8 protein-coding genes are annotated in these 12,340 nt (G+C 55.2%); 6 read left to right on the forward strand and 2 right to left on the reverse strand.

Annotated elements, in window-relative coordinates:
• Nucleotides 1-17 precede the first annotated feature (17 nt).
• From IEW18_RS00500 to IEW18_RS00510, 3 genes are all read left to right on the forward strand, one after another.
• Complete coding sequence (locus IEW18_RS00500; protein WP_188555866.1) at nt 18-290, forward strand: hypothetical protein; 273 nt, start codon at nt 18-20, stop codon at nt 288-290.
• 261 nt (nt 291-551) lie between these two features.
• On the forward strand, nt 552-1,649 hold the full coding sequence (locus IEW18_RS00505) for an SDR family NAD(P)-dependent oxidoreductase (protein WP_188555867.1): 1,098 nt from the start codon (nt 552-554) through the stop codon (nt 1,647-1,649).
• A 391-nt stretch (nt 1,650-2,040) separates the two neighbouring features.
• A complete protein-coding gene (locus tag IEW18_RS00510; protein WP_188555868.1) occupies nt 2,041-2,550 on the forward strand; it encodes a GNAT family N-acetyltransferase in 510 nt (169 codons plus the stop codon).
• Between the two features lie 332 nt (nt 2,551-2,882).
• Here the strand turns inward: IEW18_RS00510 and IEW18_RS00515 are convergent, their stop codons facing one another.
• Both IEW18_RS00515 and mfd read right to left on the reverse strand, forming a co-directional pair.
• Nucleotides 2,883-4,742 carry an AAA family ATPase gene (locus tag IEW18_RS00515; RefSeq protein WP_188555869.1) on the reverse strand — a complete coding sequence of 620 codons (1,860 nt, stop codon included), beginning with the start codon at nt 4,740-4,742 and terminating at the stop codon, nt 2,883-2,885.
• A gap of 214 nt (nt 4,743-4,956) precedes the next feature.
• On the reverse strand, nt 4,957-8,499 hold the full coding sequence (gene mfd, locus IEW18_RS00520) for a transcription-repair coupling factor (protein ID WP_188555870.1): 3,543 nt from the start codon (nt 8,497-8,499) through the stop codon (nt 4,957-4,959).
• 293 nt (nt 8,500-8,792) lie between these two features.
• Between mfd and IEW18_RS00525 the strand changes: the two genes are divergently transcribed.
• The 3 genes from IEW18_RS00525 (at nt 8,793) to IEW18_RS00535 (ending at nt 12,214) form a co-directional block, all read left to right on the forward strand.
• Nucleotides 8,793-9,005 carry a hypothetical protein gene (locus IEW18_RS00525; RefSeq protein ID WP_188555871.1) on the forward strand — a complete coding sequence of 71 codons (213 nt, stop codon included), beginning with the start codon at nt 8,793-8,795 and terminating at the stop codon, nt 9,003-9,005.
• A gap of 853 nt (nt 9,006-9,858) precedes the next feature.
• Nucleotides 9,859-10,599 (forward strand): metal-dependent hydrolase, encoded by a 741-nt coding sequence (locus IEW18_RS00530; protein ID WP_188555872.1) that lies wholly within the window; start codon nt 9,859-9,861, stop codon nt 10,597-10,599.
• A gap of 616 nt (nt 10,600-11,215) precedes the next feature.
• Nucleotides 11,216-12,214 carry an NYN domain-containing protein gene (locus tag IEW18_RS00535; RefSeq protein ID WP_188555873.1) on the forward strand — a complete coding sequence of 333 codons (999 nt, stop codon included), beginning with the start codon at nt 11,216-11,218 and terminating at the stop codon, nt 12,212-12,214.
• The last annotated feature ends 126 nt before the right edge of the window (nt 12,215-12,340 follow it).

Consider the following 12,340-nt stretch of genomic DNA (forward strand, 5'->3'; position numbering starts at 1 on the left):
CACTACACTCTCTTATCATGGCTTCATCTTCCGCCTCTGATGCTGGTAGCGGCTGGGTAGCTCCCGGCGGCCTCTCCCCAATTCCCAAAGAAGAACTTTTTCGTTTGCTGGACGAGGAAAACATTCAGGAGAAAGACCTGCCGAAAAAGGCCAAGCACCTGGCCGACAAAATCCGGGACATCTACGAAAAGTCGTCGGGCGACACGCTGAAGCCCGCCGATATGGAGGCGTTTCAGGCCCTGGTAGCCCGCGAGGCCACCGAGTGGATTTCCCGCCGCCCGCACGTGTAGCGCCTACCTAACTGAGCCGCTGGTAAGCCTTCGGGCGGCGAGGCACTGCGCTGCTGGCCCGCCGTCCGGCGTAGCTGTTTATACCCCGCGCCCCCGCCCCAGAGTAGCTCAACGGTTACTCTGAAGCGGGGGCGCGGGTATGTTCATGTGCCCGGGTATTTGCTACCCGAAAGGCCTTTTTCAGAAAGCTGGGCCATATCAAAGCCGGGTAAGCTACCGTAGGAAATAGCCGCAACTTCTGCTTCGCTAGCTTCTTTTACTATGAACCAGCTCCTACCTCAGCGCCAGCTTGGCGCCACCGAACCTGCGTCTTGTCGGTCGGCCTCTCGCCCCGTTTCCTTGTTGCCTTACCGGCCGTTGGTGGCGTGGCTGCTGTTGCTGCTGGGAGGGTGGCTGGGTGGCTGCGCTACCTCCAAGCCGGGCGCGGCCGTGCGGCAGCAGGTGCAGGGCAAAACCTACGTTATTGTTGGGGCTTCCAGCGGCTTTGGCCGCGGCATGGCCGAGCAATTGGGCGCCATGAAAGCCAACGTGGTGCTAGCCGCCCGCCGCACCGAAGTGCTGGAAGAAGTAGCCGGCAACATCCGCGCTGCCGGCGGCCAGGCCCTGGTGGTTACCACCGATATCAGCCAGCCCGAGCAGGTACAACGCCTGGCCGATGCCGCCCTGCAGCAATTTGGCCGGGTAGATGTATGGGTGAACGATGCGGGGGTAGGTGGCATCGGGCGGTTTTGGGAAATTCCGCTGGCCGATTACTCCCGCCTGATTGACGTGAATCTGAAGGGCGTAGTGTACGGCAGCCAGGCCGCCATCAGGATATTCCAGAAGCAGAGCAGCGGCACGCTCCTAAACCTGGGCTCGGTAGAAAGCAAAGTGCCCCTGGCTTACCACGCCGTGTACGCCGCCACCAAAGGCGCCATCCGCAACCTGGATCAGGCCCTAAACCAGGAGCTGCGCTTGCAGGGCTACCAGAACATCAAAGTGGTGACTATTGAGCCCTGGGCCGTGGACACCCCGTTTTGGGGGCACGCGGCCAACTACAGCGGCGGCACCCCGCGCATGGCCGCCATGGACCCGCCCAGTAAAGTAGTAAATGCTATGGTGCGCTCCTCGGTGCGGCCCCGGCAGGAGCTGCCGGTGGGCTGGAAAGCCCGCGGCGCCTCCTTCTCTCACCAGTTGCTGCCCCACTTCACCGAGCGAATCTCGGCCAATGTTGCCCACCGCTACCAAATCAAAACGGCCCCACCTGCGCCCGCTACCCCCAGCTCCCTGTACCAGCCCGTGCCCACCGGCCAGGGCGTGGACGATGGTGTGAAAAAGCGCATTAAGCAGGAAAACCGCCAGCGCAAGCAACAGAACTAGTTTGGCTTGCTACCCCTCTGTCTGTGGAAAAGCCAACAAGCCACCCCGTTTTCGGGGTGGCTTGTTGGTTGAACAGGGGTAGGGAAGTTTAGCGTTGGGCCTGAGCGCCGAGCAGTGCCTTTGGGGCAGCCCTTCCGCATCCTAACCCAGCTGGCCGTGCAGAAATTGGAAGCGTGGTTTCTCGGCGACCGGGCCGCTATCCAAGCCGCCTACCCCCGGGTGAGCCCCCAACATTTCAGCGGCCTCCCCCACAACCCCAATACCATTGCCGGCACCTGGGAAACTCTCTGGCGCGGGTTGCAGCAAGGCAAATACTACTCCACCGGCAAAACCAAAATAGAATGGGGCGTAAGCCATTACCCCGAGCCTTACATTCGCTCAAAACTGGCCCATGATTACGCTAGCCCCTCTGCAACCGGAACACGTAACGCACTTCTACCGGTGGATTGCCGACCCCGAAGTCATCGAGTATTCCCTCTCGGCGTTCCAGATCATGACCACGCCGGCCCAGATTGACGCCTGGTTTGCCTGCACCCTCCGCGACGACAGCAGCCTTAACCGGGGCATCTTCACCACCGATACCCAGGAGCTGATTGGCTACGCGGGCATCTCCGGCATCTCGCGGCTCAACCAATCGGGCGAGTACTTCATCTTCATTGGGGAGAAAGCCCACTGGGGCCGGGGTGTGGGCACCGAAGTCACGAAGCAAGTGCTGGCCCTGGGCTTCACCGAGCTCCACCTCAACCGCATTATGCTCACCGTATCGGAGCCCAACGTAGGTGGGGTAAAAGCCTACGCCAAAGCCGGCTTCAAGCTAGAGGGCCGCCTACGCGAAGCGTGCCTGCGCAACGGCCGGTTCCACGATAAGCTCATCATGTCGGTGCTGAAAGCCGAGTGGTAGCTGTATGCCTCTAGGCCACCTCCGTAGCCAAGGTGGAGCAAGCCCTTCAGGTTGGCTTTGGTGGCGGTAGTGGTTTTCAAAAAATGCAGACGGGTAAGGTCTGAGTTGTTCATGCGTCTTAGCTGTTTATTCTGTTCAATTAAGCACACGCTAAGCAGTAATTTAGTTAAACTGAACTTAGGAGTAGCGTCTAGGACTGTTCATAAACTCTTGTCTTGCTACTATATCATAGTTGCTGCTACGCTAAACCTTCTACTAAGCGCGAGTTTGTAGTTCGAGCTTGGTAGAAGGTTAGCCTTTTTACGTGTATAAGTAAAGACTGTAGCTTGTAATTAAGCTTGTAGATTTTGGAATAGACTAATTAAGTCTTTAGGGATTAAATCGAGGCGCTTAAAAGCCAAAGTTAAAGATCTATGGTCAATTGTAGGTCCGAACTGTTGTTGAAAAACGCCTAATAGATCCTTTCCTCTTTTTTCTAAAAACCATCTAGGGTATCTTAAAACTATGCCTTTGCTATACTCGGTGTCAATAATTTCTTTGTCATGGCTAGTCAAGGGTAGTAATTTAGATGGTAAATTATTTTCCACTATTTCAAGTATTTTATCGCTTATATCTTGTAATTGTATCTGTGTAAAACCTTTTATTTTTTCCTCATCTCCGCTTGTAAAGCCGTATTTCGGAATAGAGTCAGGGATTCTATTGCCTGCGCATAAAACAAAAATAGGATCAAGTAAATAATTCTCTATACTATATCTTTTTAGGAGATGTACACCTGGGGATTCTGTATTTCCATTATCTCTATCTATAATTCCTTTAACAACTTCACCAAGCCCAGAGTTTCTTAATCCAGTTGACCAGTGGTTTACGCTGCCTTTTCCAGTTCCAGGGACAAATGCAAGGTATGTTGTAGGATTTATTAATTTATTGTCTGATAATTTTTTATATATTGATTCAAAGAAGGGTTTGTCATTGATTCCTTCTACTAAAATGTACTTGGTATACGGCGTGACTAATATCAGACCTTCTGATAAAATGTCTATCGCAGTCTGTTTGCCAACTTTTGTGATTGATGTTGGCCCTTTTCCTAGTACATAAATTCCGCAATCTAGAACTTCAGGTGCTAATGATATTGTAGAAGCTGAATGGGTAGTCATTACTACCTGAGTTCCGTGGTTTTTAATTAAAACATCGTATATTACGTTGAAAAATAATTTGGCCATTGAAGGGTGTAGATGGGCATCAGGTTCATCTAATAACATTAATTGTTGTTGACTGCCAATTTCCTGAGAAAAAAATAATGTTAAAGCTAATGACATAAGTACTTTTTCTCCCGATGAAAGATCATGAAAACCTATTTCTGTTTGATTATCCCGATGCAGTAATTTAACCTTATAGGCGTCATTGTCAACCCTGGAAAAAGGACTAGAAAATATTTTCTCCATTTCTTCGGCTGATGGTTCATTGACAATGTATGGCAAATTAGTTGCTTCAATTACCTCATTTAAAATGCTCCAAGGTGTAATTTGGTTTCCATCGGATTCGACGCCCTGTTTTTTTAACGCAACCTTTTTATATTGATGCATAAAAAATAGAAAATCTGTACCATCGTTCCTTGCAAGATCTCTATCTTGTAAAAAAATGTGCACAGGTAAATTTATAGCAATGTCATCACGTTTAATTTTGCTCTGTTCTTTATTGGATTTTTCAATAATATATTCTTTTATTTCATTCGGTTTATTCATTACTACATTTATAAACCTATTTAGCATATTTTTTGCTTCCCATTCTTGAATATTTGATTCGTTTTTGTCAAAATAGTTGTCTATAAATCCTTGCATGCCATAGCTATTTTTTCCTTGATATTGCTGAATATGTTTGTTTAAAAAGCAATGTTCATAAATAGCATTTGTAAGAAAGTTTAGACCGTAAAAGCTAAATGAATTCTCTGAAAATCCATAATTATAGTCTCTTACATATAAATTATTAGAAGTTGGTGTATAATTTTCAAAAAAAACTTCATTATCAGTTTGATTGGTGCCTCCCTGGGTAGAATTGTAGAAAGCGGATTGCATTAAGTGTAATAATTGGGTTTTGCCAACGCCATTAAGGCCAGTTATTATTGATAGTGGAGCAATATCATTCCATTCAAAAGGAGTTAATGATTTAAATTCTTTGCGAGAAATGAAATTCATAGCGGTTTTGCTTTATTGATGTAATGACTTGTGAGATGAATACTTGGGGATTGTTATTTGTGAGTGCAAATGCAATTTGCTAAAAAGGTTTTGGGGTTTTGCCAAAGGCATTGATTAAGCCTTATTGATTCGGGGATAAACATGATGACTCCTCTTCAATCTTCGCCATCGAACCAATAATAACTCATCACCCTAATAACTCACCCTTCGCATTTTACACCCCTACCTTCTCCTCACTGCCCAACTCGCTGAGAATACGCTTGGCGGCTTGGACGCTTTTCACTTCCTCCACCGATAGAATAAGCTGCTCCTTGCGCTCCTTCATGGAGGCGGAGCGGGGGTGGGTTTGCACGTAGCTGAGGATGTTGCCGAAGGTGTCGCTCTGGAAGTAGGGCTCGTTGTTGGTGGCCGGAATGAAGCCTTTGAGCAGGTTTTTCTTGAGCGTCAGCTTCTCGAAGCCGGCCTGGCAGGCCTGCCAGCGCAGGCGCACGATGTCGGCCAGCTGCTCTACTTCGGGAGGTAGCGGACCGAACCGGTCCACCATGCTGGTGAGCACCTTGCGCAGCTCCTCGGGGTTTTTGGCCCGGTCGAGCTTGCTGTACAGCTGCAGTCGTTCGGACACGTTGCTCACGTAGCGGTCCGGAATCAGGACTTGCAGGTCCGTCTCGATGTTGCACTCCTTGGGGCCGCTGGTGCCGGCGGCTTCCTGCAGGCGCTGGGTCGGGTCGCCGAGGAACAGGTCGCGGAACTCGGTTTCCTTTAGCTCCTGCACCGCCTCGTCCAGAATCTGGTGGTAGGTTTCAAAGCCCAGGTCGTTGATAAAGCCCGACTGCTCGCCGCCCAGCAGGTTGCCCGCCCCCCGAATGTCCAGGTCGCGCATGGCCACGTTGAAGCCCGCGCCCAGGTCGGAGAATTCCTCGAGGGTGCTCAGGCGCTTGCGGGCGTCCGAGGGCAGACCAGCCACCGGGGGCGTGAGCAGGTAGCAGTAGGCCTTTTTGTTGGAACGGCCCACCCGGCCCCGCATCTGGTGCAGGTCGGAGAGGCCGTGCATGTGGGCCCGGTTGATGATGATGGTGTTGGCGTTGGCAATGTCCAGGCCCGACTCAATAAGGGTCGTGCTCACCAGCACGTCGTAGTCGCCATCCACGAACTTCATCATGCGCTTTTCCAACAGGTCGCCCTCCATCTGGCCGTGCACGTAGGTCACGCGGGCATCGGGCACCAGGCGCAGAATCAGGCTGGCCTGCTCCTCAATGTCTTTCACCCGGTTGTGCACGTAGAACACCTGCCCGCCCCGCTTCAGCTCGCGGGCAATGGCGTCGCGCACCAGCGTCTCGTCAAAGACGTGCAGCTCCGTTTGCACGGGTTGGCGGTTGGGCGGTGGGGTAGCAATAACCGACAGGTCGCGGGCACCCATCAGGGAGAAGTGCAGGGTGCGCGGAATGGGCGTGGCCGACAGCGTGAGCGTGTCCACGTTCACTTTCAGCTCCTTGAGCTTGTCCTTGGTTTTTACCCCGAATTTCTGCTCCTCGTCAATCACCAGCAGGCCCAGGTCCTTGAACTTCACGTCCTTGTTAGTGAGGCGGTGGGTGCCGATGAGAATGTCGGTTTTGCCCTCGGCCACGCGGGCCAGGGTTTCCTTGATTTGCTTGGTGCTCTTGAAGCGGTTCACGTACTCCACGGTCACGGGCAGGTTGCCTAGCCGCTCCCGGAAGGTTTTGTAGTGCTGCATGGCTAGGATGGTAGTAGGCACCAGAATGGCTACCTGCTTGCTATCGGCCACGGCCTTGAAGGCGGCCCGAATGGCTACCTCGGTCTTGCCGAAGCCTACGTCGCCGCACACCAGGCGGTCCATGGGGTGGGGCACCTCCATGTCGCGCTTCACGTCCTCGGTGGCCTTGGCCTGGTCGGGCGTGTCCTCGTAGATGAAGCTGGATTCCAGCTCGGCCTGCATAAAGGAGTCGGGGGCGAAGGCGTGGCCGGGCGCGGTTTTGCGCTTGGCGTACAGCCGGATCAGCTCGGCGGCAATGTCCTTGACCTTCTTCTTAACCGACTTTTTCTTGTTTTCCCACTCCGGCGAGCCCAGCTTGCTCATGGTGGGCGGCGTGCCCTCGGCGCCCGAGTACTTGGCAATTTTGTGCAGGGCGTGGATGCTGACGGTCAGCACGTCGTCGTCGCGGTACACCAGCCGGATGGCCTCCTGCAGCCGGTCGTTGATTTCCACCTGCGTCAGGCCCGCGAAACGGGCAATGCCGTAGTCCTGGTGCACCACGTAGTCGCCGGGCACCAGGGTGCGTAGCTCCTTCAGAGTCAGCGCCTTTTTCTTGGAAAACTTGCGCGTCTCCTGGGCCCGGTAGAAGCGCTCGAACAGCTGGTGGTCGGTGTACACCACCAGTTTCAGCGTCTCGTCGATGTAGCCTTCGCGCAAACCCAGCAGCAGGTGCTGAAACTGCACGTTGTTGTCCAGCTCGTCGAAGATGGTGCGCAGGCGGTCGGCCTGGCGCACCTGCTCGGCGGCAATGATGTTGGTGTAGCCCTTCTGCTGGTTGTCGTGCAGGTTCTTGACCAGGCGGTTGAAGTCCTTGTTGAAGCTGGGCTGGGGCTTGGCGCTGAAGCTAAACTCCTCGGCCCCGGCCTTGAAGTGGAAGCGCTTGCCGAACTCCACCACCGGAAACCCTTCCAGCAGCTTCCGAAACGTCTTGCTCGACTCAAACAAATCCTCCGGCTTGCTGACCACCTGCGTGCCGCCCGAAGCGGCCAGCAGCTCCTTGAAGCCCTGCTCGGCCTTGTCGAAATACTCCTCTACCACGTCCAAGGTCTGGCGCACGTCCTTGGCCCAAATGGCGGTGCTGCGCGGAATAAAGTCCAGAAACGACTCCCGCGTTTCCTGCAGCAGCTTGGTTTGCACGTTCGGGATGATGCTCACCTGCTGGCGCTTCTCCACCGACAGCTGGCTTTCGGGGTTAAACGTCCGGATGGTTTCCACCTCATCCCCGAACAATTCAATGCGGTAGGGCAGCTCGTTGGCGTAGGAGAAGATGTCCACGATGCCCCCGCGCACGGCAAACTGCCCGGCCTCGTACACAAAGTCCGAGCGCTCGAAGTCGTACTCGGCCAGCATGTCGCTGATAAAGTTCACATCCAGCTTGTCGCCCACCTTCACCAGGAAGGTATTTGCTACCAGGCTTTTCTTGTTAATAACCTTCTCGAACAGGGCCTCCGGGTAGGTGATAATAAGGGCGCCGGCGGTTTCTTTGGCGCTGGCTTTGGCCCGTTTGCCCTTGGGTTTGGCGGTGCCTTCCTCGGTAGCCTCGGCCGCGTCGGCGGCGTTTTCGGCATCCTGCTCGGCGGTGGTTTTGGGCCCGCGGTGGGAGTTGAGCTTGTTCAGTACCTCGGCCCGCATGAGCACATTGGCGTTTTCCGTCTCGTCGAAGGAGTAGGGCCGCTTATAGGAGCTCGGAAACAGCAGGGGCTCCTCCTCGGGCACCAGGTGCTGCAAGTCGGCCAGGAAGTAGGCGGCCTCGTCCCGGTCGTGCAGGATGAACAGGTGGTGCTGATCGGGAAACTCCTGGTGCAGGGCGGCGGCCAACACCGCATCCTGGGAACCCACCAGGCCCTTCAGGTGCAGGCGCACGGGAGCCTCGGGCTTGTCGGCCGCCGGTTTCAGCGAGTTGCGCGTGGCCGGATTCAGGCGGGCCCCTACCGTCAGCGTGGTCGGGTCCAGGGAGTAAAGCTTGAGAAAATCGGTGACCTTCAAAACGAGTATCGGCTAGGGGAGGAGGCAAAGGTAGAAGCCCGGCCGAAGTCAACTCCGGTCGGGCAAACGTGGGGCAACGGGGGCGCAGCGGCTGCGCAAGGCGCATTTCTGCGGGCGAAAGGTAGCCACTAGCTCTCCAGCTTATGCCAAGCGGAAGCTCATGGCTAGTCTTCCCCAGGAAATGTACGCTATTGAATACCCCCGCCGGCCTCCGAAAGTTTCCGACACTTTTCTTCGCCAGCCGCGTATCTTCCCAGTTCACGCGCAGAAGTGGCCCCAGCGGGCATAAGGCAATGGTGGACAAGCAGAAGGAGCAGGGAAGCGACGAGTGGGACGATATTCTGAATCATCTGCGGCAGGTAAGCCAGCAGGTGCAGCAGCAGGGCCCCCTTCCCGAGCATGAGAAGCAGCAGGTAACCGATGCTTTCCGCCGTGGCCTGGCCCTGCTGGAAACCCAGGTGCAAGCCGCCCAGGGCAGCTTGCACGGCAGCTCCGGCCATTGGTAGCAGGGCGTATGGCGGGGTAGCGGCAGTGGACGCGCTGCCGCGGTTGGAAGTTCCGGCCGCTGGTAGCAGGGCGCATAGTTGTCTAGGCTTCGCACCACTTCCCGGCGGCTGCTTTCCCGGAGTAAGCAGCCCAAGCAAGGTAAGCAGGCCGGTGCCGCCACCAGCCCGCAGGGTAGTTGCTGCCTCGCCCTACCACGTCGCCCTCTTGGCAACTCAACTTGGTTGCTACCTGTTATTTACTATTCCTGCCCATTCGCAACCTCACGCATCCCTACACCCATTTCCACTCCCATTCACTACCTGCATACCCATTCGCTACCTACGAGCCCTTTGCCCCACGCCGTCATCCTGAGTGGGAGCGTAGGAGCTTGTCACGGTAGCACGAGTTGTTGGTACGTTTGCTGTTCCGGCGTGGTAAGGTCCTGCGCGCTGCTCAGAACGACAGGCGTGGAGGAGAGGAAGCCTGAGCGTGGTAAAGGGCGCGAGTGTAACGCAGAAAGAATATGCGGTGCAGAGCAAATATGATAAGTGCTGCAAATACGCGGGCAGAAAGTGCCTTGGCATGCAGCTTAGTTGGTTGATATGGAGGAATCGGTTAATGCCGCGAGGCAGTGCTTACCAACTGCTTCATGCCAGCACAGGGGTAGCCAGTGGCCATTCGGCGCGCTGGCAACCGCAGGTGCTTCTCACTCCATTGTCCGGCATCCGGAACTGGTGGTGAGGGGGCGGAACCCGGCTGTCAACTCCCCACCTGCCGCAGCTTGACCGTAACCGCAAAAACCTGCTTCAGCTTGTAGTAAAGCGGCTCGGCTAAGCGGTATCTTTACGGCTTATTCTCTACTATACTTTTTTAGTGCGCGGTTCTTCTCACTTGGCCATTGGCCTGATTACCGGCGTGGCCGTAGCGGGCCTCGTGCCGGGTATCCCGTTTTCGCCCGCCGGCATTGCCCTGGCCGGTTTTTCCTCCCTGGCCCCGGACCTCGACCATCCTGGCTCCCGCCTAAGCAAGCGCCTGGGGTTTGCGCAGGCCTACGTGCGTTGGGCTTTTGTGGCCGTGGCGGCTGGTTTGGCACTCTACACCCATTTCCAGCTCCCCCTCGGCCCCGACCGTCGCTTGGGTTTCACCATTGCCCTGGCTTTCGGCCTGATTGGGGCCGCCATGCAGGGCGACTCCACCCGCAAGCTGGCGCTGCTCTTTACCGGGTTGTGCACGCTGGTGGCGGGGCTCTACACCGGCTACATCTGGCTAAGCATGCTGGGCTTGTTTGTGTGCGTGGCGCCTTTTACCTCCCACCGCTCCTGGACGCACACGCTCTGGGCCGCTGGTCTGTGGACTTACATCGGCCACCTAGCCGATAAAGGCCTGGGCTGGCACGGAGTGGCCCTGTTTGCCGGCTCCGGCTACGCTTCTCACTTGCTGGCCGACACCCTGACCAAAGCGGGCGTAAAGTGGCTGATGCCCTTAACCGACTTTTCCCTGAAGATTCCCCTGATCCGGACGGGCTCCAAAAGCGGTAACCTGCTGGAATTGGCCATCTGCGCCGGCTATGGCCTGCTGGTGCTCGGGCTGGTAGTGGGCCGGCTGGGGTTCTAGCAGAGGTGGGCCGCGGCGCTACCCGGGCTAATTTGCCCCTGCTGGTGGAACCCGGCGCCGTTAGTCTGTTGTTCCTGGCTCTTGGACTATAGAATAGGCCAGTCAGGCGAATTTGTGGCCGTTGGGTGGCTTAAAAATGTATCTTTGAAGAGTATCTATCCGGGCCCGGTTTGTAGCACTTCTACCGGAAGCTTCTTCGGTAAGGCCCACTATTTTCCGCAAAGCTCAGCCTATTGGGTTTGTTGCGGAAGCATGTAATTTGCATTTATCGGATTCGCATAATACATATATATCATTTAATATTGTAAAGGAGTCCGCGGGGTATAGCTAGGGGGTGATAAGGGTAGAATATCTACCGTGAGAAGCCCGTTATCATGTTCATGGATGCCTTAATTAGCCGGTTATCATTTAGTACGCGGTAGAAGCTGGCGCATATTTTTTAGCAGCTAACTCGCACGTGCTCATTCTTTAAAACAGCCTAGCCCATGGTTTATTGCACTACTGTAAGGTTCACAACTTGTATCTTTGATCGGGCGCGTACACGCCAGGCGCCCAGCCGAACCAACTTACCCGCTCTTACTCACACACACCCTTTTGCGCTCAACCCGTTTCTTGTATGAACCAGATGAATAGCCCTCTGATTAGGATCGGCGTCTTCTATGACGGCAATTATTTCCTGAAAATCAGTGATTACTACTACTTCCAGCATGACCGTAAGGCCCGTATTAGCTTGGAAGGCCTCCATGAATTTATCCGTCATCAAGTTGCTGAAGAAGAAGACGTAGACGTACGCCTGAGCCAGATTATTGACTCTCACTTCTTCCGCGGCCGCCTCTCCGCTACTGAAGCCCGCGACAAAGATCGGTTGTTCCATGACCGTCTCCTGGACGATATCCTGATGAACATGGGCATCCAGACCCACTACATGCCCCTGAAAACGCGCGATGGCCGTTTGCAGGAAAAGGGCATTGATGTGTGGCTGTCCCTGGAAGCCTTGGAGCTGGCCATCCACAAAAGCTTCGACGTGGTGGTGCTCATCGCCGGCGACTCGGACTACGCTCCCTTGATCAAGAAGCTCAACACCGTGGGTACCCGCGTGATGCTGCTGAACTGGGACTTCAAGTACACCGATTTCAAAGGCGAAAACCGCGTAACCCGCGCCTCGCAGCAGCTGCTGGAGCAGGCTACCTACCCCGTGCAAATGCACGAAGTCATTGATCAGGGCCTGAGCACGGGCGACGAGCTGATCGAGTCGATGTTCGTGAACACGCCTGAGCCGGTTGCCTTCCCCGCCCCCAAGCCCGTGCGCCCCACCGGCCCCACGGCCGCGGGCCCGGTAGGCACGGTGGGCATCAGCACCATCAAAAACCTCAAGAATGGCTTTGGTTTCGTGGTAATGCCCCCGAACAACCTGTTCTTCAGCTACGCCGACATGGCTGAGGGCGACTTCAATGAACTGCACGAAGGCGACTGGGTGGAGTTTACGGTAGGCCGCAACCACCGCGACGAAGACTGTGCCCGCAACGTGCGCAAAGTAGAAGCCCCCGAAATGGAAGAGGGCGACGAGTACGACGAGCACGAGCACGAGTCGGCCGGTTCTCCCGAACGCCTGTAATAACTAGCCTCGGTTCGGTAGCTCCCAAGCCGCCGGGCAGCCTGTGTGAGACAGGTTGCCCGGCGGCTTCTTTTTGAGCGGTGATTTAGCCAGTTCTGTCAGGGCGAGCAGCGCGACACCATCCGT

The sequence above is a fragment of the Hymenobacter glacieicola genome, from assembly GCF_014640315.1.
GTDB classification, from domain to species: Bacteria; Bacteroidota; Bacteroidia; order Cytophagales; family Hymenobacteraceae; genus Hymenobacter; species Hymenobacter glacieicola.

Bases quoted from the DNA above. Each gene is read 5' to 3' on its own strand.
- IEW18_RS00505 (WP_188555867.1), top strand. From the start codon at position 552: ATGAACCAGCTCCTACCTCAGCGCCAGCTTGGCGCCACCGAACCTGCG.
- IEW18_RS00500 (WP_188555866.1), top strand. From the start codon at position 18: ATGGCTTCATCTTCCGCCTCTGATGCTGGTAGCGGCTGGGTAGCTCCC.
- IEW18_RS00525 (WP_188555871.1), top strand. From the start codon at position 8,793: ATGGTGGACAAGCAGAAGGAGCAGGGAAGCGACGAGTGGGACGATATT.
- IEW18_RS00515 (WP_188555869.1), bottom strand. From the start codon at position 4,742: ATGAATTTCATTTCTCGCAAAGAATTTAAATCATTAACTCCTTTTGAA.
- IEW18_RS00510 (WP_188555868.1), top strand. From the start codon at position 2,041: ATGATTACGCTAGCCCCTCTGCAACCGGAACACGTAACGCACTTCTAC.
- IEW18_RS00535 (WP_188555873.1), top strand. From the start codon at position 11,216: ATGAACCAGATGAATAGCCCTCTGATTAGGATCGGCGTCTTCTATGAC.